Genomic DNA, 21696 nt, shown 5'->3' with positions numbered 1-21696 from the left:
CTCGCGCTCTCTATAATGAGCGCTTCGGTTGTTTCGACACCTGCCCAGGTGGCGGAATTGGTAGACGCACTAGGTTCAGGTCCTAGCGGTGGCAACACTGTGGAGGTTCGAGTCCTCTCCTGGGCACCAAGTTACCGGAAAAACCCGCAGCGCTTTCGAGCCCTGCGGGTTTTTTGTTTTTGACGCCTGTTTCGCGCATCAGATCCGGCAACTTGCACTCCTTGCTTGGCGGCCATGCCGCGATGTCATACCTGCGAGCGTACGGGTTTTTTCCCGTCCGTGAAACCGCGCACCGTACCCCGCGCGACAGCCGAACCACAACGGTACGGCAATGTCGAGGAGTGTAACAGCTTCAGTGGCGATTCCGGCATTCCACCGGCCATTGGCTGCCACATCGGCGTATTACCTCCTTCCCTCCCGGTACTCCGCCCTCCTTGCGCTCCTGTCCGTGCTTGACATGCCCGACCATGTGTAACTATCATGGTTTCACATTGCACCTGACATCCCGAGCACAAGCGTTGAGCACAAGCAGCCGGTTCGCCGTGGCAGTCCACATCCTTACCCTGCTCGCCAGTTCGGCCGAGCCGGTGCCCTCGTCGCTGATCGCCGCCAGCGTGGGCACCAACCCGGCGCTGATCCGGCGGCTGGTCGGTCAACTGGCTGAAGCCGGGCTGGTGGCGACCACCATGGGCAGCACCGGCGGCGCCACGCTGGCGCGCCCGGCTGCGTCAATCACGCTGCTCGACGTGTTCCGCGTGGTGGAAACCACCGCGCTGATCACGCTGCACCAGAGCGCGCCCAACCCGGCCTGCCCGGTCGGGCGCGAGATCACCGGTGCGCTGCGCAAGGTCGCGGACCGTGCGCAGGCGGCCATGGACGATACCCTTGCCGGCGCCACCATCGCCAGCATGCTCGCCGATGTCGAAGGCAACAGCCAGCGCCGCAAGCGCTGAATTTTTTTGCCCCGATATGTAACCACAATGGTTTCATATCAACCTGACCGAAAGAAGGAGTGACCATGAAGATCGCAATCATCGGCGCCACCGGCCGTGTTGGCACGCGCCTGACCGACGAAGCCCTGCGCCGCGGCCACCAGGTGACCGCCATTGCGCGCCAGGCCAGCAAACTGCCCGCACGCGACGGCGTGACCACCGCGGACGTGGACGGCGCCGACGGCGCCGCACTGGCTGCCGCCCTGGCCGGCAACGACGTGGTCATCAGCAGCGCGCGCTTTGCGCAGCTGAACGCGCAGCAGGTGACCTCGGCCGTGCGCCAGGCCGGCGTGCCGCGCCTGCTGGTGGTGGGTGGCGCCGGCAGCCTCCATGTCGCGCCGGGGGTGCAATTGGTCGACACCCCGAACTTCCCCGATGCCTACAAGCCCGAAGCCCTCGCAGGCCGCGACTTCCTCAACGCGCTGCGCGGCGAACAACAGATCGACTGGACCTTCCTGTCGCCGTCGGCACTGTTCGAGCCGGGCGAGCGTACCGGAAAGTTCCGCGTTGGCGAGGAAAACCTGCTGAGCGACGCAGCAGGCAAGAGCTGGATCTCGATGGAAGACTATGCCATCGCGATGCTCGATGAGATCGAAAAGCCGGCGCATTCGCGCCAGCGTTTCACGGTCGGCTATTAAGCCGGCCGCCGGGGGCCGCCCGTAGCGGCAGGCCCCGGCACAAGCGCATCAGGCCTGCGCGCCGTCGTCCTGGCTGGCGCGCTTGCCGCGCTTGAGCCAGGCGGCCAGGTTGTGCGGGCGCAGCGTGTCGTACTCTTCGAACGGCTGGTGGATCCACGGGTTCGACGGCAGGAAGGTCACGTGGTAGTCCGGCTCGACCTTCGAGCACGCCTTGTACCACAGCACGGCCGAACGCACCTCGGTCACGGCCGGATAGCGTTCCTTCAGGTGGCGGCCCACACGTTCCAGCGTGATGCCCGAATCCACCAGGTCGTCGACCAGCAGCACCCTGCCCGTCAGTTCGCCGCGGGTCATGGTGATGTACTGAGCGATGTCCAGGTTGCCCTGCTGCGTGCCCGCGGCCTCGCGGTAGCTGCTGGTGGCCAGGATGGCCAGCGGCACGTCGAAGATGCGCGACATCTGGTCGCCCACGCGCAGCCCGCCGCGCGCCAGGCACAGGATCTTGTCGAACTTCCAGCCCGACTCATGCACGTTCAGCGACAGGCGTGCGATCAGGCGATGGTATTCGTCCCAGGAGACCCACAGGTTCTCGTCATCGTTCGTTGGCAGGTTCATCGTTTTACTCTTTGTATCGTCGGGTCGGTTGACCGATATGGCTCGGCCCGCTTGCGCGGGCCGATTTATTTCTGGCGGGCCGCAGCGCTCGTGGCGCCGCAGCCTGGTGGTGGGCTGCTGCCGGGTCAGGCCTTGTACGGATGACGCAGCAGGATGGTCTCGTCGCGGTCCGGGCCGGTCGAGATCATGTCGATCGGAATGCCGACCACTTCTTCCACGCGCTTCAGGTAGACGCGGGCCTGCTCGGGCAGCGCGTCCCACGTCTTCACGCCGAAGGTCGACTCGTTCCAGCCGGGGAATTCCTCGTAGACCGGCACGCAGCGAGCCACGGCATCAGAGCCGCGCGGCAGGATGTCGACGGTCTTGCCGTCGAGCTCGTAGCCCACGCACAGCTTGATGGTTTCCAGGCCATCGAGCACGTCCAGCTTGGTCATGCACAGGCCCGACACGCCGTTGATCTGCACCGAGCGCTTGAGCGCGGCGGCATCCAGCCAGCCGGTGCGGCGCGGACGGCCGGTGACCGAACCGAATTCCTTGCCGACGTTGGCCAGGCGCACGCCGACCGGGTCCTGGCGCGACGGGTTGTCGTTGTCGTACAGCTCGCTCGGGAACGGGCCCGCGCCCACGCGCGTGCAGTAGGCCTTGGTGATGCCCAGGATGTAGTTCAGGCGGCCCGGGCCGACGCCGGCGCCCGCCGCGGCAGCACCGGCCACGCAGTTGCTCGAGGTCACGAACGGATAGGTGCCGTGGTCCACGTCCAGCAGCGTGCCTTGCGCGCCTTCGAACATCAGGTTGCCGCCGGCGGCATTGACCGCGTACAGCTCGGCCGACACGTCGGCCACCATCGGCGCCAGGCGCGGCGCGTAGGCCAGCGCTTCGTCCAGGGTCTGCTGGAAGTCCACGGCTTCGGCGCCCAGGTACTGGGTCAGCATGAAGTTGTGGTAGTCCAGGTTCTCGCGCAGGCGCTCGGCGAACTGCTGCGGATCGAACAGGTCCTGCACGCGCAGCGCGCGGCGGGCCACCTTGTCTTCATAGGCCGGGCCAATGCCACGGCCGGTGGTGCCGATCTTGGCGGCGCCACGGCGCGCTTCGCGCGCCTTGTCGATGGCAACGTGGTACGGCAGGATCAGCGTGGCAGCCTCGGAAATGCGCAGGCGGCTCTGCACCTGCAGGCCTGCGCCTTCGAGCTCTTCGATTTCACGGAACAAAGCTTCGGGCGACAGCACCACACCGTTGCCGATGTAGCAGACCGTGCCGTCGCGCATGATCCCGGACGGGATCAGGCGGAGAATGGTCTTCTTGCCACCGATGATCAGCGTGTGGCCAGCGTTGTGGCCACCCTGGAACCGCACCACACCCTGTGCCTGGTCGGTAAGCCAATCGACGATTTTTCCTTTGCCTTCGTCACCCCATTGGGTGCCGATCACGACGACATTGCGTCCCTGGCCTACTGCGGATGCGGACATATTGCTTTGGTCAATAGGTTAAAAACGTATTCTACTCTTGTTGCCGGGCGATTCTCGATTTTTGGGCACGCCCGGCGCCCAAGCGTCAGCGCGGCACCACGGCCCAGCCGGCATCCTGGCGCACCAGCTGCCGGTCGCAGTTGAATTCATCGAGCTCGTGGGTATGGCCGGGCAGCGACTGGATCACGATCTCGCCGGCCGCGCGCAGCGCGGAAATCGCGGCCCGGAGTGCCGGATCCGCATCCCAGGGCGCAAAAATCGCCTGGGCGCGCACTTCCACGGGCGACAGCGCCGCCACTTCTCGCAGATCCAGCGAGAAACCCGTGGCCGGGCGCGCACGGCCGAAGGCCTCGCCCACCTTGTCGTAACGGCCGCCGCGCGCCACGTAATTGGGCAGGCCAGCAACATAGGCCGCGAACATCACGCCACTGTGATAGTGGTAACCGCGCAAATCCGACAGGTCGATATTCACGCTGGCTCCGCGCACCTGCACCGCCAGTGCCGCCAGTTCGTCCAGCGCGCGGCCGATGGCCGGGCTGGCCGGCAGCGTCGCGCGCGCGCGATCGATCACGTCCACGCCGCCGTACAGCGTCGGCAGCGCCAGCAGCGCATCGCGCTCGGTCTGCGGCATACCCACGGTCAGTTCGCGCAGGGCCGGCACATCCTTGGTTTCCAGCGCGGCAAAGAGCGCGTCCTCGATCTTGCGGATCGACGGCAGGCCCGCCAGCAGCGCTTCCAGGATGCCGGCATGGCACATGTCGATGCGGACATCGGACAACCCCGCCGCCTGCAGCGCGGCCAGCATCAGGTCCTGGATCTCGATGTCGGCTTCCAGGCCGGCATGGCCATAGATCTCGGCGCCGATCTGGATCGGCTCGCGCGTGGCGTGGAAGCCCGCCGGGCGCGCATGCAGCACGTTGCCCGCGTAGCACAGGCGGGTCACGCCCGGGCGGTTCAGCAGGTGCGCGTCGATGCGCGCCACCTGCGGCGTGATATCTGCACGCAGGCCCATGGTGCGGCCCGACAGCTGGTCCACCAGCTTGAGCGTGCGCAGGTCCAGGTCATGGCCGGTGCCGGTCAGCAGCGACTCCAGGTATTCCAGCATCGGCGGCATCACCAGCTCATAGCCGTAGGTGCGGAACAGGTCCAGCATGCGGCGGCGCAGTTCTTCGATCTTGCGCGCTTCCGACGGCAGCACGTCGGCAATGTTTTCTGGCAGCAGCCAATGGTTGGACATAGTGAATCTCTTCTCAGTCAATCTCTTCTCAGTCATTCGGACCACCTCGCGAGGCAATGCCCCAAGGCACCGGTCCTTGACCAGAAACGTCATCGCAGGCGCCACGCGCCCGCGCCATCACCCGGCGAGGATGGCTCCAGCCGGACAAAACCCCGGCAAGCCGGGGTTTCGTCAATTCGCCACACGGACAAGCGACGGTGCTAGCGCTTGCCTCCGGATCCGCCCGAGGCCGCCGCGGCGGCACCACCGCTGGAGCGCATGTAGCGGAAGAACTCGGAGTTGGGCTCAAGCACCAGCACGTCGCGCTTGTCGCGGAAGGTGTTGCGGTAAGCCTCCATGCTGCGCCAGAACTGCGCGAACTGCGGATCGCGGCCAAACGCGTCGGCATAGATCTGCGAGGCCTTGGCATCGCCCTGGCCCTTGATCACCTGGGCGTCGCGGTAGGCCTCGGCCAGCACCACTTCGCGCTGGCGGTCGGCATCGGCGCGGATCTTCTCGCCCTCGGCGGCGCCAGTTGAGCGCAGTTCGTTGGCCACGCGCTTGCGCTCGGCCTCCATGCGGCGGTACACCGATTCGCTGATCGCGGGCAGCAGGTCAACGCGCTTGAGGCGCACGTCCAGGATCTCGACGCCGACCGACTTGGCATATTCAGCCATGCCGTTGCGGATGGCCTGCATCACCTGCTCGCGCTCGCCGGCGACCACGTCGGCCACGGTGCGCTTGCCGAACTCCTCGCGCGCCACCGAGTCGATGCGCTGGGTCATGCGGTCCTGCGCGCCGCGCAGGTTGCCGCCGAAGGCCACGAAGAACTTGCGCGGATCGGTGATGCGCCATTTGACGAACCAGTCCACCACCATGCTCTTCTTCTCGGCGGTCAGGAAACGCTCGTTGGCGGCGACGTCGATGGTCTGCAGGCGGCGGTCCATGAACACCACGTTCTGGAACGGCGGCGGCAGCTTGAAGTGCAGGCCGGGCTCGCGCACCACCTGCTTGATCTGGCCGAAGGCGAACACCACGGCGTACTGGCGCTGGTCGACCACGAACAGCATGGACGAAACCACGGCCAGCAGGATGAAAAAGCCAATCGCGAAGGAAATCAGTCGGTTCATGACGGTCTCCTCAGCGCGAGTCGCGGTCGCGGTTGCGCAGCGCTTCGCGCGAGCGGGCGTCCGTCGATGCATCCGGCGCGGACGCCGGCGGGCTGGCCGCACCCGGTTGGCCCGGCTGCGGCGCAGCGCGGCCGTCGGCCTGTGCCATCAGCTTGTCCAGCGGCAGGTAGAGAAGATTGTTGCCCTGGCGCGCGTCCACCAGCACCTTGGTCGAATTGGTGTAGATCTGCTGCATGGTTTCCAGATAGATGCGGTCGCGCGTCACCTGCGGCGCCTTGGCGTATTCGGTCTGCACCGAACGGAAGCGCGAGGCATCGCCCTCGGCCTGCGCCACCACGCGGGAGCGGTAGGCTTCGGACTCTTCCTTCAGGCGCGCCGCGGTACCCTTGGCGCGCGGGAGGATGTCATTGGCATAGGCCTGGCCTTCGCTGATCGCGCGCTCGCGGTCCTGGCTGGCCTTGTTGACGTCGTCGAACGCGGCCTGCACCTGCTCGGGCGGCTGCACGCTCTGCACGTTCACGGACAGCACGCGGATGCCGGTCTTGTACGCCGTCAGGATGGCCTGGATCGACTTGGCCAGTTGCTGCGCGATCTGTTCGCGGCTCTCGTACAGCACCGCGTCCATCTTGTTGCGGCCGACGATCTCGCGCACCGAGGTCTCGGCGGCCTGCGTCACCAGCTCTTCATCGCCACCGCGGTCGGTCTTGTTGAAGAACAGGAATTCGCCGGCGTCCTGGATCACGTACTGCACGGTAAAGCGCACGTCGATGATGTTCTCGTCCTGCGTCAGCATCGACGAGTCCTTCAGGTTGCTGTCCTTGATCGAGGTGGAGCGCCCCACCTCGACCGAACGCACCGCCGACAGGTTGACGATCTCGGCCGACTGGACCGGCCAGGGCATGCGCCAGTTGATGCCGGGGCCGGTGGAGTACTTGAACTTGCCGAACTGCAGGATCACCGCGGTCTGGCCTTCCTGAACCATGAAGAAGCCGCTGGCCAGCCAGATGCCGACCACGGCCGCGACGATCACGCCAGCGCCCACCCCCGAGCCCTTGCCCGGCGTGCGCGGACCGCCAAAGCCCTGGTTGTTGCCGCCGCCGTTGTCCTTGCGGCCGAGCAGGCCGTTCAGGCGGCGGTTGAAGTCGCGCCACAGTTCGTCCAGGTCGGGCGGGCCGCCGTCCTGCTGCGGGCGCTGGTTCTGCTGGCGGTTGTCGTCGCGACCGTCCTTCTTGTCGTCGTCGTCCTGACCGTTGCGACCCCAGCGCGGATCGTTCAGCGAGAAGATGGCGCGCAGGCGCTGCCAGCCCGCGCGCAGCGCGAAGCGGCCGCCTGGTGTCAGGCTCGAATCAGCATTCCGGGGAAACTGGGGCATGAAGTGCACGGGTCCGGGGAAGTTTGTAACAGGGGGATTCTAGCAGTCATCCGAGCCACTTTTGGCCAATTCGCGCAATCCCGGCAGCAATCGCACCGGGATTGGGCAGAACGGCCGGAGCACTGGCGGCGAACTGACGGCAACTTGACAGGCTACAGCCTGTCCGAATCCCCCGCATCAGCGTCGTCGCTGCCGTCAGCCACGCCGCCCTCATCTGCACTGCCATCATCGCCGGCATCGGCGTACTGGGGCACGTCGGCCAGGCGCGGGTCATAGGGTTGCGGCTCGGGCGGGCGGCTGGCCAGCCATTGCGCCACCTCGACCACGGCCTCGCGCAGCGCATCCAGGCCCATGCCCTCGCGCGCGCTCAGGAACACGCGGGTGGGGATGCCGTCCTCGTCGCGCTCCAGGCGCGGGCCCTGCTCCAGCAGCTCGGGCGCGGCATCGATCTTGTTCATCACCACGATCTGCGGGATGTCCAGCGCGTTGATTTCCGCCAGCACGCGGTTGACCTGCTCGATCTGCTCGTGGCGCACCGGGCTCGATGCATCCACCACATGCAGCAGCAGGTCGGCATGCACGGTCTCGTCCAGCGTGGCGCGGAATGCCGCCACCAGTTGCGTGGGCAGGTCGCGGATAAAGCCGACCGTGTCGGACAGCACCACGTTGCCCAGCCCGTCCAGGAACAGGCGGCGCGAGGTGGTGTCGAGCGTGGCGAACAGCTGGTCGGCCGCATAGGCGCCAGCCTTGGTCAGCGCATTGAACAGCGTCGACTTGCCCGCGTTGGTATAGCCCACCAGCGAAATGCTGAGCGTGTCATTGCGCGCGCGCGCGCGCCGCTGCGTGCTGTGCTGGCGCTGCAGCCGCGACAGATCGGACTTGAGCCGCTTGGCGCGCTCGTCCAGCATGCGCCGGTCCAGCTCGAGCTGGCGCTCGCCGGGGCCGCCGCGCATGCCGATGCCGCCCTTCTGCCGCTCCAGGTGGCTCCACGCGCGGACCAGCCGCGACGCGCGGTACTGGACCTGCGCCAGCTCCACCTGCACCTTGCCCACGTGGCTCTGCGCGCGCTGCCCGAAGATGTCCAGGATCAGGCCGGTGCGGTCGATCACGTGGCGGTTCAGGAAGCGCTCCAGGTTGCGCTGCTGTGCCGGGCTCAGGGCGTGGTTGAACACCACCACGTCGGCATCCAGCGCGTCGGCGGCCTCCTTCAGCTCCTCGGCCTTGCCCGAGCCGATGAACAGCGCCGGATCCGGCCGCGAGCGGCGGCCCGTCAACGTATGCACCGGCACAGAGCCAGCGGTAGAGGTCAGCAGCGCCAGTTCGCTGAGGCTTTCCTGGAAATCATGCTTGCCGAAGTCGACGCCGACCAGAATGGCGCGCGAAGGGGCGGTATTTGAAGTGGCTCTGGGGTCCAAGGGCGGGCGCGAAAGCGCAGGGAAAAACGGGTTCAGGGGGAAGGCGGGCGGATGTCGGACACTGTCCCGGCCCCTGCCGGGACAGGCCGCCGCATGATGCGGAACGTGGCGGCAGCGGTGGCGGCATTGGCAACCGCCAGGCCGCGCGGCACCGGGCGCAATGGCGCACCGGCGCCGGGCATCGGTGCGGCGCCGCGGGGCGCCCGCACGATGCCCGCAAGGAGATCAGGCCTCGGCGGCGTCATCCACGCGGAAATTGACCGCGCGCGCAGGAACGACAGTGGAAATCGCATGCTTGTAGACCATCTGCGTCACGGTGTTGCGCAGCAGGACGACATACTGGTCGAACGATTCGATATTGCCTTGCAGCTTGATGCCATTGACGAGGTAGATGGAAACCGGCACGTGCTCTTTGCGCAGCGCGTTCAGGAACGGGCCTTGTAGCAGTTGCCCTTTGTTGCTCATGGCACACTCCAAATTTATAGGTTTAGTGGTGAATGATGGGGATGGAAATCCCCGGTTCAAGTCAGGCGGCGCAAAAACGCGCCAGAAAAAAGATCAAAAACGGTACCAAGTCGGCGTCAATGCACAGGGAACCCCTGCTACCGCAAATTTAGCCGCAGTTCCAAACGAACGCAAACGAAAACTTGCCCCGCCAGGAATCCGATTCCGGACTCAATCCTTCGAGTCCGCGTACGGATTTTTGTTCGTACGAAATTCGATGCGAAGAGGGGTGCCCTTTAGCTTGAATGCCGTACGGAAACGATTTTCCAGGTAGCGCCGGTAGGTTTCCGCAACGCCCGAGAGCGCATTGCCGTGGATCACGATAATGGGCGGATTCGAGCCGCCCTGGTGCGCGTAGCGCAGCTTGGGCCGCGACGCGCCGACCCGCTTGGGCTGCTGGAATTCCACCGCTTCCTGCAGCACACGCGTGAGCTGCGGCGTCGGCAGCTTGACCATGGCCGCGGCGAACGCGTCATCGACCGAACGCATCAGCGCGCCAATGCCGGTACGCTCGCGTGCCGAGACAAAATGGAAATTCGCGAAGCTAAGGAATTGCAGCTTGCGTTCCAGGTCATGCTTGATGCGGTCGCGGGTATGGCCGTCCAGCCCATCCCATTTATTGACGCCCACCACCAGTGCGCGGCCCGATTCCACGATAAAGCCGGCGATATGCGCGTCCTGGTCGGAAATATCCTGTTGCGCATCGAGCAGCAGGATCACCACATTGGCATCGGCGATCGACTGCAGCGTCTTGACCACCGAGAACTTCTCGATCGCCTCGAACACCTTGCCGCGCCGGCGCAAGCCTGCCGTGTCGATCAGCGTGTAGGGCTTGCCGCCGCGCTCGAACTCCACGTAGATGGCATCCCGGGTGGTGCCGGGCATGTCGAACGCGATCACGCGCTCTTCGCCGATCAGCGTGTTGACCAGCGTGGATTTCCCCACATTGGGGCGCCCGACGATGGCGATCTTGACGCCCTTGCCTTCGTCCGGAATCTCTTCGCCCAGCTCGGGGCGCTCCTGGACCGCGAGTTCGATGGCTTCGTCGACCAGTTCGCTCACGCCGTCGCCGTGGGCAGCGGAGATCGCGTACGGATCGCCCATGCCCAGCTCATAGAAGTCGGCCGCCACCGAGGTGTACTTCATGCCCTCGGCCTTGTTGACCGCCAGCATGATGCGCCGTCCGGTCTTGCGCAGGTAGTCGGCGATGGCGCGGTCCTGCGGCGCCAGGCCCAGGCGGCCGTCGACGATGAAGATCACCACGTCAGCCTCGACCACGGCCTGCTTGGTCTGCTTGGCCATCTCGGCGACGATGCCTTCCTTGACCACCGGCTCGAAGCCGCCAGTATCGATGGCGATGAACGGACGTTCGCCGATGCGCCCTTCCCCGTAATGGCGGTCGCGCGTCAGGCCCGGCAGGTCGGCGACAAGGGCGTCGCGCGATCGGGTCATGCGGTTAAATAGCGTCGACTTGCCCACATTGGGGCGGCCGACAAGTGCGATAACTGGTTTCATGCAATAAACGGAAACGGGGGCCGGCACGCCGCCCCCCGGTAACTCCGGAGTCAATGGATCCGACGGCACGCCGCGCCACCTAGGGCGCGGTCTGCCGCTTGTCCTGTCGGGCGCGGCGCCGGGTCAACGGACCCGCTGCAATTGCCGCGCTAAGGATCATGCTACCGGATTCGGCGCTGGCCGTACCGACAGGTGTACGGCAGCGCGCATTGGATTCCTGTCAGCCAGGCTGGAAACCGTAGACGTCGCCGTCGCGGGTCTGGATTACCAGGGTCTGCCCCGCCACCACGGGCGCGGCGGTGATGGCACTGCCATCGGTCTTCATGCGTGCGATGACCTGGCCGTCTTCGCGCGACAGGAAGTGTACATAACCTTCAAAGTCGCCCATTACCACCGAGCGGCCCAGGGCCAGCGGCGCGCCCAGGCGGCGATTGCGCAGGTCGTTGTTCTTCCAGCGCTCGTTGCCGTTCTGGCGGTCGAACGCATGCACGACCGACTGCTCGTCGCTGGCGTAAATTGCATTGTCATCCTGCGCCGGGCCGCTCGGCGACGAGAAATCCTTGCCCCACTGCGGCTGCCCGCTGGCCAGTTCCAGGCAGGCCACCCGGCCCTGGAAGGTGGTGGCGCAGACCTGGCGCCCGCTCACCATCGGCAGGCCGGTGACGTCGTTCAGGCGCTCGATCTCCGACACGCCCTTCGGGTACGAGACCGCACTCTCCCAGCGCAGCACGCCGTTGCCCGGCGTCAGCACGCCCAGCTTGCCGCCGGGGAAGCCCATCACGATGCCGTCGCCGGCAAACACCATCCCCATCGCCGCGCGCAGGTTCAGCGGCGTCTGCGAACGCTGGTAGATCCAGCGGCGCTCGCCGGTCTCGGCGTCCAGGCCGAATACGCGCGTGTCGGTGGTGCGCACCACCACCAGGCCATTGCCGACCAGCGGCGCCGACAGCACCTCGCCGTTGACCTGCTTCTTCCAGATCTGCTTGCCGCTGGCGTCAAAGGCATAGATGGCGCCCTTCTCGCCGGCGACCGCCGTCACCGAGCCATCACTGCCCGGACCCGAGGTCAGGTCCAGGTCGGCCTTGGACTTCCACAGCACGCGCCCGCTGGCGCCTTCCAGCGCCATCACGTTGCCGTTATTGGACGACACGTAGACGTTGTTGCCCGCCGCGGCCGGCTGCATCGAATAGGGGCCGCTCTTGCCCACGTCGGCCTTCCAGGCCTGGCGCACCGACAGCGTGCCCGAGACCGGCTTGAGCTCGGCGGGCGGGTGCTTGTTTTCCTTGCTGAACAGCGAGCAGCCGCCCAGTGTGGCCAGGCAGGCAACCGCCACCAGCGCACGGGTCATGGCGCGGGCGGGCTGGCGATGTACGGCACGGGAAAGCACTGACGTCATAGGGTTACGGTCCTGTTTATACGATCCGCTGGATATGCGGTGTTTGCATGCGTTCGGGCGCGGCCGGATCAGGCCGTGCCCAGCGCATCAAGCTTGAACTGGATGATCTGGCGCATCGCCGGCTCTTCCTGGCCCAGCTTGTCCAGCGCCTTGCGATAGGCCGTGCGCGCATCGTCGCGCTTGTCCTGCGCGGCGAGCAGGTCGCCGCGGCGGTCGGCATACAGCGCCACGAACGCTGCCGGCGGTTCATCCTTGAGCAGCGCCAGGCCCTTGTCGTAGGCCTTCTCGTCGAGCAGCACGCCGGCCAGGCGCACGCGCGCCAGGTGCGAATACTCCTGGTCGCCATGGTCGATGGCCCATTGCAGCTGGCTCTTGGCCGCGGCGAGGTCGCCCGCATCGTACAGCACGCGGCCCGCGACCAGCGCGCTCATCTGGCCATAGGCGGTGCGGCCGTACTTGTCTTCCAGGTCGGTCGCGGCGCGCTTGATGCGCTCGATGTCGCGCGCCTCGGCGGCCTTGAGCACCTGCTCGTACAGCACCGCGGCCTCGCCGGCCTGCTTGCGTTCCCAGTACTTCCAGCCGTTCCAGCCGGCGAACGCCAGCAGCGCGACGATCAGCACCCAGGTCAGCGCATTGCCGTACTGGCGCCACCAGGCCTTCAGATTCTCAAGCTGTTCCTGTTCTTCTAGATCGTAAGCCATGTCGAGGCAATCACCTGCGTTGGGTTAGGTACTCGTGTACTGGGTTTTCCGGGTGGCCGGTGCGCGATTTATTCGCTGGCGCCGACCATGGCGTCGATCAGGTAATCGACCAGTCCCTCGGCCGGCACGGTGGCCTGTTGTCCACCGCCTTCGGCCTGCTCGCGCTGGCGAAGTTCCTTGACCTGGACCACGCCGGCAGCCACTTCGTCGTCGCCAATGATAACGGCATAGGCCGCGCCGCTTGTGTCGGCGCGCTTCATCTGCGACTTGAAGCTGCCGCCCTTGCCGTCGGGGCTGGCGTGCAGCACCACGTCCAGGCCTGCGTCGCGCAGCCGTTCCGCGGCGATCATCGCCTGCTGCGCGGCGGCTTCGCCCTGGTGCACCAGGTAGACGTCGCAGCCCGCCGCGTCGGGCACCACGCCCTCTTCGCGGATCAGCTCGATGATGCGCTCGATGCCCATGGCCCAGCCGCAGGCCGGCGCCGGCTTGCCGCCCATCTGCGCGATCAGCGGGTCATAGCGCCCGCCGCCGGCGATGGTGCCCTGCGCACCCAGCTTGTCGGTGATCCACTCGAACACCGTCAGGTTGTAGTAGTCCAGGCCACGCACCAGGCGCGGATTGATCTTGAACGGGATGTTGTTGGCCTTGAGCAGGCGCTGCACGCCCTCGAAGTGCGCCAGCGACTCCTCGCCCAGGAAATCGATCAGCTTGGGCGCGTTCGCCGCCATCTCCTGCAGCGCCGGGTTCTTGGTGTCCAGCACGCGCAGCGGATTGGTGTACAGGCGGCGCTTGCTGTCGTCGTCCAGGATGTCCTGGAAGCCTTCCAGGTACTTGATCAGCTGTTCGCGGTGCGCGGCGCGTTCATGGGCCTGCCCCAGCGAATTGAGCTCCAGGCGCACGCCAACCAGGCCCAGGTCGTCCCACAGGCGCTGGCACATCAGGATGATTTCGGCATCCACGTCCGGGCCGGCAAAGCCCAGCGCCTCGGCGCCGAGCTGGTGGAACTGGCGGTAGCGGCCGCGCTGCGGACGCTCGTGGCGGAACATCGGGCCGGTGTACCACAGGCGCTTGGGGCCGTCGTACAGCAGATTGTGCTCGATGGTGGCGCGCACGGCCGCGGCGGTGCCTTCGGGGCGCAGCGTCAGCTGCTCGCCGTTGAGCGAATCGGTGAAGGAGTACATCTCCTTCTCGACGATGTCAGTGACCTCGCCGATGCCGCGCACGAACAGCTGCGTATGCTCGACGATCGGCGTGCGGATCTGCTGGTAGCCGTAGGCACGCAGCATGGCGCGTGCGGCATTCTCGAAATGCTCCCACAGCGGCGCGTCCGCCGGCAGCATGTCGTTCATGCCCTTCACGCCCTGCAGGGCCTTGGCGGGGCGCACCTTCGGTTCGGTCTTGGCACCGCCTGCGGCGGCAACGTTCTCGGATTGCGTCATTCTGTTCTTGTCAGGCTGCTGGCACCCGGCCGGTCCGGCTCAGGCTGCCACTTCTTTGTCGGCCCGCGCAGCGCCCGGGCCGTAATGTGTGCGAACGTATTCATCTACGATCGCCTGGAATTCTTCTGCAATGCGCTCGCCGCGCAGCGTCTTCACCTTGACGCCGTCGACGAACACCGGCGCCGCCGGCGATTCACCCGAGCCCGGCAGCGAGATGCCGATGTTGGCGTGCTTGCTCTCGCCCGGGCCATTGACGATGCAGCCCATCACGGCCACATCCATTTCCTCGACGCCCGGGTAGGCGGTCTTCCATTGCGGCATCTGCTCGCGCAGATAGGCCTGGATGCTTGCCGCCAGCTCCTGGAAAACGGTGCTGGTGGTGCGGCCACAGCCCGGGCACGCAATCACCATCGGGGTGAAGTTGCGCATGCCCATGGTCTGCAGGATCTCCTGCCCCACGTACACCTCTTTCTCGCGCGGCGCGCCGGGTTCAGGCGTCAGCGAGATGCGGATGGTGTCGCCGATGCCTTCCTGCAGCAGCACCGACAGCGCCGCGGTCGACGCCACGATGCCCTTGCTGCCCATCCCGGCCTCGGTCAGCCCGAGGTGCAGCGCGTAGTCGCAGCGGCGTGCCAGCTCGCGGTACACCGCGACCAGTTCCTGCACCTGCGACACCTTGCACGACAGGATGATCTGGTCGCCCGGCAGGCCGATTTCCTCGGCCTTCTTGGCCGAGTCGATGGCCGAGGTGATCAGCGCCTCGATCATCACGCTCTGCGCCGGCCACGGCTCGGCGCGCCCGGCGTTCTCGTCCATGATCCGTGCCAGCAGGTCCTGGTCCAGGCTGCCCCAGTTCACGCCGATGCGCACCGGCTTGTGGTAGCGGCACGCCATCTCGATCATCTGCGCGAACTGCGTGTCGCGCTTGGCGCCCTGGCCGACATTGCCGGGGTTGATCCGGTACTTGGACAGCGCCTCGGCACAGGCCGGATAGTCCTGCAGCAGCTTGTGGCCGTTGTAGTGGAAGTCGCCCACCAGCGGCACGTCCACGCCCATGCGGTCGAGCTGCTCGCGGATCGACGGCACCGCGGCGGCGGCCTCGGGCGTGTTCACCGTGATGCGCACGATCTCCGAGCCCGCACGCGCCAGTTCCTTGACCTGGATGGCCGTGCCGATGGCGTCGACCGTATCCGTGTTGGTCATCGACTGCACGCGCACCGGCGCACCGCCGCCAATGGTCACCACATTGTCGCCCCACGCAACGCGCGCCTGGCGCGTCTGGCGGCGCGGCAGCGGACCGGGCAGGACCGGGAGACAGAGCTGTTGGTTCATAGCGTTACCACCTTGCAAAGACGCACCTCGCGCCCGCGTCAGGGCAGCGTCAGGCGCGCCACGTTGTTGCGGTTGGCTGCCTTCAGGTCGACCGGCGTGCCATTGCGCGTCAGCGACTCGACGCCCTTGACGTTGCCGATCACCACCTTGTATGGGGCCGTGCCGCCACCGGCCACGGTCTGGCCAGCCTTGGCGGTACCGCCCATGACGATCTTGCCGCTATTGTCCCGGATCTCATACCAGGTATCGGCGGCAAAACGGATCTGCAGTTCGCCCTCTCCTGCTGGCGCAGCCGGTGCCGCGGCAGCTGCAGGCGCGGAAGCGGCTGCGGGCGCCAGCGCGGCCACGGGGGCCGCGGCGGCACTGGCCGGAGCGGTTTCGGCAGACGGCGCCGGCGAATCGCTGGCGGCCATGACCGGCGGCAGCACCGCCGTCACGGTGCCGGCTTCCGTGCTCTGGATCACGGCAGGCGCTTCAGCCGTTACGGTCTCGGCAGCGCTGCTGCGCGCATCGATCCATGCGCGGATATGGTCAAGCCCGAACCAGCCGCCCGCGGCCACCAGCACGGCCACCAGCGCCAGCCAGACCCAGCGGCCGCCGTTGCCGCCCGAGCGGAAGCGGTTGCGGTCGTCGAAGGCCGCATTGATGCCACCTTCGCGCTGCCGGGCAATTTCCGCCACCTGCGCCACCGGGCGCGGCTGGAAGCGTGCCAGCAGCGGGTCGATGTCGACGTGCAGCATGCGCGCATAGGCACGCATCACGCCCTTGGCGAAGGTCACGTCGGGCAGTGCCTGCAGGTTGCCGGCCTCGATCGCGCGCAGCTTGCCTGCAGCCACCTTCAGGCGCGCGCTGACGTCTTCCACCGACATGCGCTGCGCCTCGCGCTCGCGCGCCAGCGCTGCGCCGATCTCGCGTGCGGCAGCTTCGCGTTCTCCTTCGTGCGCGCCCCCGCCGACTTGTTGCGTCGGTACGGCCTGGCCTGCGGCGCGGTCGTGCTCACTCATCCCATGCTCCTTGTTCGTAGGCGGTCAACTCACGCGAGTCGGGGAAGCGGCTGCGCAGTTGCGCCCCAAGCGCATCCTGCGTGCGGCTGTCGCCCTGACGGTGGGCAATGCGCGCTCCCAGCCAGAGGGATTGCGCATTGACATATTGGCTGTTGTTGACGCGCTGGATATATTGCCGGGCCTGCGCGAAGTCGCCGCGCCGGTAGAAGACCAGCGCGAGGTTGGTGTTGGCCACCGGGTTGTTGCGGTCGTAGCCGAGCGCGGCCTTCAGGTTCTTTTCCGCTTCGGCGCTGTGGCCCTGGCGCAGTTCGCACGCGCCCAGGCTGATCAGCGGCTTGGCGGGGCCGCCTGCTGACGGCGCCGCCATCGCGCGCTGCAGCATCGGCACGGCCTCGCCGTAGCGCCCTTCCTGGCACAGGAACCAGCCGTAGTTGTTGAGCAGGTCGCCGTCGTTGGCACGCATCGACACCGCCGTGCGGAAGCTGTCGTCGGCCAGCGTGCGCTCATTCATGTTCATGTAGATCAGCGCGCGCACATGGTAGGCATCGGCAAGCGCCGGATCGATGGCAATGGCCTGCTTGATCTCGTCAAGGGCGACCGCGTTCTGGCCGGCCTCCAGATAGTTGGTGGCGAGCTGCAGCCGGATGCCGGCACGGCGCCTTGCATCGGTCTGGTCGGAAGCGGTCTGGGGATCCTGCGCCGGCGCATGCGGCAGCTGGCAGCCGGACAACATCAGCAGCCCCAGCAGGGCCGCAGCGATCAGACGGATCATGCAGGGCGAACCTCCCGAGGCTGGCCGGAAGCAGCGACCGGCACCAGTGGCGTGATCTTGCCGAACTTGCCGCGCTCGACCAGGCGCGTGCGGTCCTTCACCTCACCGGCAAGCTGGCCGCAGGCGGCGTCGATATCGTCGCCGCGGGTCTTGCGGATGGTGGTCACGATCCCTGCGTCCATCAGCACCTGCGCAAAGCGCCGGATCTGATCGTTGTTGGAGCGCTTCAGGCCCGATTCGGGGAAGGGATTGAACGGGATCAGGTTGAACTTGCACGGCACGTCGGCCACAAGCTTCAGCAGTTCCCGCGCATGCTCGACGCCGTCGTTGACGCCGTCCAGCATGCAGTATTCGAAAGTAATGAAATCGCGCGGCGCGAATTCCAGGTAGCGGCGGCATGCCGCCATCAGTTCGGCCAGCGGGTACTTCTTGTTCAGCGGCACCAGCACGTCGCGCAAGGCGTCATTGGACGCGTGCAGCGACACGGCGAGAGCCACCGGGAGATCCTTGGACAGCCGGTCCATCATCGGCACCACGCCGGAGGTGGACAGCGTCACGCGGCGGCGCGACAGGCCGTAGGCGTTGTCGTCGAGCATCAGGCGCATGGCCGGCACGACAGCATCGTAGTTCAGCAGCGGCTCGCCCATGCCCATCATCACCACGTTGGAGATAACGCGGTCGTCCTTGGGGCCGCGGCCCAGTTGTTCGCGCATGGCGAACTCCGCCATCCACAGCTGGCCGATGATTTCACCGGTGCTGAGGTTGCGCGAGAAGCCTTGCTTGCCGGTGGAACAGAAGCGGCAGTTGACGGCGCACCCTGCCTGCGAGGAAACGCACAGCGTGCCGCGCGTTTCCTCGGGGATGTAGACCGTTTCCACCGCGTTGCCCTGGCCCACGTCGAGCAGCCACTTGCGCGTGCCGTCGGCCGACAGGTGGTCGGTAATGGCGGCAGGCGCGCGGATCTCGGCCCGCGTCGCGAGCTTTTCGCGCAGCGACTTGGCGAGATCCGACATGGCGTCGAAGCGGCTGGCACCGTAGTGGTGGATCCAGCGTTGCAGTTGCCGCGCACGGAACGGCTTCTCGCCGAGCTCGCCGCAATAAGCGGTGAGCGCGTCCGCGTCGAGGTCGAGCAGGTTGACGAGAGCGTTCATGGCGGCAAACTCAGCTTCGGTGTCAGTCTAGTCCTGGCAGCAGCGCCGGACAATCAGCGGCTGTAGACGTTCATGCCCGGGAAGAAGAACGACACTTCCACGGCAGCCGTTTCAGCGGCGTCCGAGCCGTGCACGGCGTTGGCGTCGATGCTGTCGGCAAAATCGGCGCGGATGGTGCCCTTCTCGGCCTTCTTAGGGTCGGTGGCGCCCATCAGGTCACGGTTCTTGGCGATGGCGTTCTCGCCTTCCAGGGCCTGGATCATGACCGGGCCGGAAACCATGAAATCCACCAGGTCCTTGAAGAACGGACGCTCCTTGTGGACAGCGTAGAACTGCTCGGCTTCGCCGCGCGACAGGTGCACCATCTTGGCAGCAACGATCTTCAGGCCGGCGGCCTCGAAACGGGCGTAGATCTGGCCAATGACATTCTTGGCCACGGCATCCGGCTTGATAATCGACAGGGTGCGTTCGATCGCCATGAAAAACTCCGAAAAATGAAGGGGTTACAAATGGATTAAACGTGCGATTCTAGCACGAAGACTATGACCCTTTCGAGGGTCTTCCCTGCTCTGGCGTGTGTCGGGCCGCCCTTGCCGCACAACCGGTCGCAAAGTGCGCCAATGAGCACATTACAACCTTGTCATGCCAGGAACACGCCGCCCCGGCTAACATCCAATGTGAGCGGCACCGAACGGCGCAAAGCATGCAATAGGTGACTCATGAGTTACCTCGCCCTTGCAATTTAGCCTCCCAGGTGCCACATTGACGATGGTTCCGTCCGGGTTCCATACGAATCTTCGCATCCGAAGCCTCGCAGCCCGGCGCCTCACCGTTTTGAGACAGGAGTCACCATGGATAACAAGCTGAACACCTACGGTTTCGGCAACAGTGCGTCGACCGTCACTGACGTCGTCGTTCGCAACCGGGTCTTGCGCAACACTTACTGGCTGCTGGCCCTCTCGATGATCCCCACCGTGCTCGGCGCGTGGATCGGCGTGGCCACCGGCTTCAGCTTCATGGCGGGCAACCCGTTCCTGTCGCTGATCCTGTTCCTGGGCATTGCGTTCGGGTTCTTCTACGGTATCGAGAAGACCAAGAACAGCAGCATGGGCGTGGTCCTGCTGCTGGCCTTCACGTTCTTCATGGGGCTAATGCTGTCGCGGCTGATCGGCGTGACGCTGCAGTTCTCCAACGGGCCGGCGCTGATCATGTATGCCTTTGGCGGCACGGCGGCGGTATTCGGCGCAATGGCGACCATCGCCACGGTCAGCAAGCGTGATTTCTCCGGCCTGGGCAAGTTCCTGTTCGTCGGCGTGATCCTGCTGATCCTGGCCAGCGTCGCCAATATCTGGCTGCAGCTGCCCTCGCTGATGATCACGGTGTCGGTGATCGCCATCGGTATCTTCTCGGCGTACATCCTGTTCGATGTGCAGCGCGTGGTAAACGGCGGCGAGACCAACTACATCACCGCCACGCTGGCAATCTACCTGGACGTGTACAATGTCTTCGTCAACCTGCTGGCGCTGCTGGGCATCTTCGGCGGCAGCCGCGAGTGACGGCAACCTCCCCTGCAGCATGAAAAAACCGGCCTGATGGCCGGTTTTTCTTTGGTGCGACTTGCGCGATCAGCCGCGCTCGAACACCGCGATCGACTCCACGTGCGAGGTGTGCGGGAACATGTTGACCACGCCCGCGCCGGCGAGCCGGTAGCCCGCCCCGTGCACCAGCAGGCCGGCGTCGCGCGCCAGCGTGGCTGGGCTGCACGAGACGTAGACGATGCGCTGCGGCAGCACGTTGCTGCCCTGCTGCGCCAGTTCGCCCAGCGCCTTGCACACGGCCAGCGCACCTTCGCGCGGCGGATCGACCAGCCAGCGGTCAAAGCGGCCCAGCGCGGCAATGTCCTCGGCCGTGACCTCGAACAGGTTGCGGCATGCAAACTCGGTCCTGGCCGCCAGCCCGTTGTATTCGGCGTTGGCCAGCGCACGCGTGGTCAGCGCCTCGCTGCCTTCGATGCCCATCACCGACTTGCCCTGCGTGGCCAGCGGCAGCGTGAAGTTGCCGATGCCGCAGAACAGGTCGAGCAGGCGGTCCTGCGGCTGCGCGTCCAGCAAGCGCAGCGCGCGGCCGATCAGCACGCGGTTGATCTGGTGATTCACCTGGGTGAAATCGGTCGGCTTGAACGGCATGCGGATGCCGAATTCCGGCAGCGTATAGGCCAGCTCGGCATCGGCCGGGTAGAACGGGTAGACCGTATCCGGGCCCTTGGGCTGCAGCCAGAACTGCACCTTGTGCTGGTCGGCGAAGGCGCGCAGCAGGTCCTTGTCGGCATCGGTCAGCGGCTCCAGGATGCGCAGCACCAGCGCGGTGACTTCCTGCCCCACGGCCAGCTCGATCTGCGGCATGCGGTCGCGGATCGACAGGCCGCCGACCAGCTCGCGCAGCGGCACCAGCATGGCCGACACGTGCGGCGGCAGGATCTCGCAACGGGTCATGTCGGCCACATAGCTGCTCTTGCGCTCATGGAAGCCGACCAGCACCCCACCCTTCTTGGCCACATGGCGCACAGTCAGCCGCGCGCGGTAGCGATAGCCCCAGTCCGGCCCGGCGATGGGACGGAACACCACGTCGGGCTTCACCTTGGACAGGTGCCACAGGTTGTCTTCCAGCACGCGCTGCTTGATCGCCAGCTGGGCACGCGAATCGAGATGCTGCATCGAGCACCCGCCGCAGACCCCGAAATGCTGGCAGCCGGGCTTCACGCGCATCACCGATTCCTGCCGGACCTCGACCAGGTGGGCCTGCTCGTAGCTGGGCTTGCGGCGAAAGCTGCGGTAGCTGACGGTCTCGCCGGGCAGCGCGCCTTCGACGAAGATCACCTTGCCGGGCGTGCCGTCCTCATTCAGCAGGCGGCCAACGCCGCGGGCCTCCATGTCGAGGCTGTCGATCGACACCACGGGATCGGCCGCGGGGGCGCCAGCGTCGGCGCGGACACGGGACTCTTTTGCGACGGGAGCAGCACCTTGATCGGCAACAGCGGC

At 66.2% G+C, this 21696-nt stretch carries 20 protein-coding genes and 1 tRNA gene; 4 read left to right on the top strand and 17 right to left on the bottom strand.

Annotated elements, in window-relative coordinates:
- Positions 1 to 42 precede the first annotated feature (42 nt).
- From I6H87_RS14090 to I6H87_RS14080, 3 genes are all read left to right on the top strand, one after another.
- Positions 43 to 129: transfer RNA gene (locus I6H87_RS14090), tRNA-Leu, on the top strand.
- A 389-nt stretch (positions 130 to 518) separates the two neighbouring features.
- Entirely contained in the window at positions 519 to 953 is a 435-nt protein-coding gene (locus I6H87_RS14085; RefSeq protein WP_010809439.1) for an Rrf2 family transcriptional regulator, read from the top strand.
- 65 nt (positions 954 to 1018) lie between these two features.
- Positions 1019 to 1630 (top strand): NAD(P)-dependent oxidoreductase, encoded by a 612-nt coding sequence (locus I6H87_RS14080; protein ID WP_010809438.1) that lies wholly within the window; start codon positions 1019 to 1021, stop codon positions 1628 to 1630.
- A 48-nt stretch (positions 1631 to 1678) separates the two neighbouring features.
- Here the strand turns inward: I6H87_RS14080 and I6H87_RS14075 are convergent, their stop codons facing one another.
- The 16 genes from I6H87_RS14075 to ndk all read right to left on the bottom strand — a co-directional run bounded on the left by I6H87_RS14075 (position 1679) and on the right by ndk (position 19137).
- The gene (locus I6H87_RS14075; protein ID WP_010809437.1) at positions 1679 to 2245 is read right to left on the bottom strand and encodes a phosphoribosyltransferase; all 567 of its coding nucleotides are present in this window, start codon (positions 2243 to 2245) and stop codon (positions 1679 to 1681) included.
- A gap of 125 nt (positions 2246 to 2370) precedes the next feature.
- Complete coding sequence (locus tag I6H87_RS14070; RefSeq protein WP_010809436.1) at positions 2371 to 3711, bottom strand: adenylosuccinate synthase; 1341 nt, start codon at positions 3709 to 3711, stop codon at positions 2371 to 2373.
- An 85-nt stretch (positions 3712 to 3796) separates the two neighbouring features.
- Positions 3797 to 4948 (bottom strand): ATP phosphoribosyltransferase regulatory subunit, encoded by a 1152-nt coding sequence (locus I6H87_RS14065; RefSeq protein WP_010809435.1) that lies wholly within the window; start codon positions 4946 to 4948, stop codon positions 3797 to 3799.
- 200 nt (positions 4949 to 5148) lie between these two features.
- Entirely contained in the window at positions 5149 to 6057 is a 909-nt protein-coding gene (gene hflC, locus I6H87_RS14060; RefSeq protein ID WP_010809434.1) for a protease modulator HflC, read from the bottom strand.
- Between the two features lie 10 nt (positions 6058 to 6067).
- Positions 6068 to 7429: an FtsH protease activity modulator HflK gene (gene hflK / locus I6H87_RS14055; protein WP_010809433.1), complete on the bottom strand. Its 1362-nt coding sequence runs from the start codon at positions 7427 to 7429 to the stop codon at positions 6068 to 6070.
- A gap of 152 nt (positions 7430 to 7581) precedes the next feature.
- On the bottom strand, positions 7582 to 8844 hold the full coding sequence (gene hflX, locus I6H87_RS14050) for a GTPase HflX (protein ID WP_010809432.1): 1263 nt from the start codon (positions 8842 to 8844) through the stop codon (positions 7582 to 7584).
- Positions 8845 to 9069: 225 nt separating this feature from the next.
- Positions 9070 to 9309, bottom strand: a complete 240-nt coding sequence (gene hfq / locus I6H87_RS14045; RefSeq protein WP_011615623.1) for an RNA chaperone Hfq — start codon at positions 9307 to 9309, stop codon at positions 9070 to 9072.
- Between the two features lie 210 nt (positions 9310 to 9519).
- The gene (gene der / locus I6H87_RS14040) at positions 9520 to 10863 is read right to left on the bottom strand and encodes a ribosome biogenesis GTPase Der (protein ID WP_010809430.1); all 1344 of its coding nucleotides are present in this window, start codon (positions 10861 to 10863) and stop codon (positions 9520 to 9522) included.
- Positions 10864 to 11083: 220 nt separating this feature from the next.
- Positions 11084 to 12259 carry an outer membrane protein assembly factor BamB gene (gene bamB / locus I6H87_RS14035; RefSeq protein WP_011615625.1) on the bottom strand — a complete coding sequence of 392 codons (1176 nt, stop codon included), beginning with the start codon at positions 12257 to 12259 and terminating at the stop codon, positions 11084 to 11086.
- A gap of 68 nt (positions 12260 to 12327) precedes the next feature.
- The gene (locus I6H87_RS14030; protein WP_010809428.1) at positions 12328 to 12960 is read right to left on the bottom strand and encodes a tetratricopeptide repeat protein; all 633 of its coding nucleotides are present in this window, start codon (positions 12958 to 12960) and stop codon (positions 12328 to 12330) included.
- 68 nt (positions 12961 to 13028) lie between these two features.
- Complete coding sequence (gene hisS, locus I6H87_RS14025; protein ID WP_010809427.1) at positions 13029 to 14399, bottom strand: histidine--tRNA ligase; 1371 nt, start codon at positions 14397 to 14399, stop codon at positions 13029 to 13031.
- Positions 14400 to 14438: 39 nt separating this feature from the next.
- Positions 14439 to 15731 (bottom strand): flavodoxin-dependent (E)-4-hydroxy-3-methylbut-2-enyl-diphosphate synthase, encoded by a 1293-nt coding sequence (gene ispG / locus I6H87_RS14020; protein ID WP_010809426.1) that lies wholly within the window; start codon positions 15729 to 15731, stop codon positions 14439 to 14441.
- Positions 15732 to 15769: 38 nt separating this feature from the next.
- Positions 15770 to 16735 (bottom strand): RodZ domain-containing protein, encoded by a 966-nt coding sequence (locus tag I6H87_RS14015; RefSeq protein WP_010809425.1) that lies wholly within the window; start codon positions 16733 to 16735, stop codon positions 15770 to 15772.
- A complete protein-coding gene (pilW, locus tag I6H87_RS14010) occupies positions 16728 to 17507 on the bottom strand; it encodes a type IV pilus biogenesis/stability protein PilW (RefSeq protein WP_010809424.1) in 780 nt (259 codons plus the stop codon). Before pilW ends, I6H87_RS14015 begins: the two co-directional genes overlap by 8 nt.
- Positions 17504 to 18658: a dual-specificity RNA methyltransferase RlmN gene (gene rlmN / locus I6H87_RS14005; protein WP_011615626.1), complete on the bottom strand. Its 1155-nt coding sequence runs from the start codon at positions 18656 to 18658 to the stop codon at positions 17504 to 17506. Before rlmN ends, pilW begins: the two co-directional genes overlap by 4 nt.
- 53 nt (positions 18659 to 18711) lie before the next feature.
- Positions 18712 to 19137, bottom strand: a complete 426-nt coding sequence (ndk, locus tag I6H87_RS14000; RefSeq protein WP_010809422.1) for a nucleoside-diphosphate kinase — start codon at positions 19135 to 19137, stop codon at positions 18712 to 18714.
- A 372-nt stretch (positions 19138 to 19509) separates the two neighbouring features.
- On the opposite strand from ndk, the gene I6H87_RS13995 reads away from it, so the two are divergent.
- The gene (locus tag I6H87_RS13995) at positions 19510 to 20214 is read left to right on the top strand and encodes a Bax inhibitor-1/YccA family protein (RefSeq protein ID WP_010809421.1); all 705 of its coding nucleotides are present in this window, start codon (positions 19510 to 19512) and stop codon (positions 20212 to 20214) included.
- A gap of 69 nt (positions 20215 to 20283) precedes the next feature.
- On the opposite strand, the gene rlmD is transcribed toward I6H87_RS13995, so the two are convergent.
- The gene (gene rlmD, locus I6H87_RS13990) at positions 20284 to 21588 is read right to left on the bottom strand and encodes a 23S rRNA (uracil(1939)-C(5))-methyltransferase RlmD (protein WP_037024144.1); all 1305 of its coding nucleotides are present in this window, start codon (positions 21586 to 21588) and stop codon (positions 20284 to 20286) included.
- Positions 21589 to 21696 lie beyond the last annotated feature (108 nt).

Origin of the sequence: Cupriavidus necator (assembly GCF_016127575.1) — a bacterium.
GTDB classification, from domain to species: domain Bacteria; phylum Pseudomonadota; class Gammaproteobacteria; order Burkholderiales; family Burkholderiaceae; genus Cupriavidus; species Cupriavidus necator_D.
The sequence above is the reverse complement of the archived record's forward strand: the minus strand, read 5'-3'. Positions and strand labels throughout refer to the sequence as shown.

Excerpts from the sequence above, each read along its gene's own strand:
- I6H87_RS14015 (WP_010809425.1), bottom strand. The coding sequence starts at position 16,735 with ATGAGTGAGCACGACCGCGCCGCAGGCCAGGCCGTACCGACGCAACAA.
- I6H87_RS14075 (WP_010809437.1), bottom strand. The coding sequence starts at position 2,245 with ATGAACCTGCCAACGAACGATGACGAGAACCTGTGGGTCTCCTGGGAC.
- pilW (WP_010809424.1), bottom strand. The coding sequence starts at position 17,507 with ATGATCCGTCTGATCGCTGCGGCCCTGCTGGGGCTGCTGATGTTGTCC.
- ispG (WP_010809426.1), bottom strand. The coding sequence starts at position 15,731 with ATGAACCAACAGCTCTGTCTCCCGGTCCTGCCCGGTCCGCTGCCGCGC.
- I6H87_RS14080 (WP_010809438.1), top strand. The coding sequence starts at position 1,019 with ATGAAGATCGCAATCATCGGCGCCACCGGCCGTGTTGGCACGCGCCTG.
- I6H87_RS14065 (WP_010809435.1), bottom strand. The coding sequence starts at position 4,948 with ATGTCCAACCATTGGCTGCTGCCAGAAAACATTGCCGACGTGCTGCCG.
- hisS (WP_010809427.1), bottom strand. The coding sequence starts at position 14,399 with ATGACGCAATCCGAGAACGTTGCCGCCGCAGGCGGTGCCAAGACCGAA.
- rlmD (WP_037024144.1), bottom strand. The coding sequence starts at position 21,588 with ATGGAGGCCCGCGGCGTTGGCCGCCTGCTGAATGAGGACGGCACGCCC.
- hflK (WP_010809433.1), bottom strand. The coding sequence starts at position 7,429 with ATGCCCCAGTTTCCCCGGAATGCTGATTCGAGCCTGACACCAGGCGGC.
- ndk (WP_010809422.1), bottom strand. The coding sequence starts at position 19,137 with ATGGCGATCGAACGCACCCTGTCGATTATCAAGCCGGATGCCGTGGCC.
- der (WP_010809430.1), bottom strand. The coding sequence starts at position 10,863 with ATGAAACCAGTTATCGCACTTGTCGGCCGCCCCAATGTGGGCAAGTCG.
- rlmN (WP_011615626.1), bottom strand. The coding sequence starts at position 18,658 with ATGAACGCTCTCGTCAACCTGCTCGACCTCGACGCGGACGCGCTCACC.
- I6H87_RS14070 (WP_010809436.1), bottom strand. The coding sequence starts at position 3,711 with ATGTCCGCATCCGCAGTAGGCCAGGGACGCAATGTCGTCGTGATCGGC.
- hfq (WP_011615623.1), bottom strand. The coding sequence starts at position 9,309 with ATGAGCAACAAAGGGCAACTGCTACAAGGCCCGTTCCTGAACGCGCTG.
- I6H87_RS14030 (WP_010809428.1), bottom strand. The coding sequence starts at position 12,960 with ATGGCTTACGATCTAGAAGAACAGGAACAGCTTGAGAATCTGAAGGCC.
- I6H87_RS13995 (WP_010809421.1), top strand. The coding sequence starts at position 19,510 with ATGGATAACAAGCTGAACACCTACGGTTTCGGCAACAGTGCGTCGACC.
- hflC (WP_010809434.1), bottom strand. The coding sequence starts at position 6,057 with ATGAACCGACTGATTTCCTTCGCGATTGGCTTTTTCATCCTGCTGGCC.
- bamB (WP_011615625.1), bottom strand. The coding sequence starts at position 12,259 with ATGACGTCAGTGCTTTCCCGTGCCGTACATCGCCAGCCCGCCCGCGCC.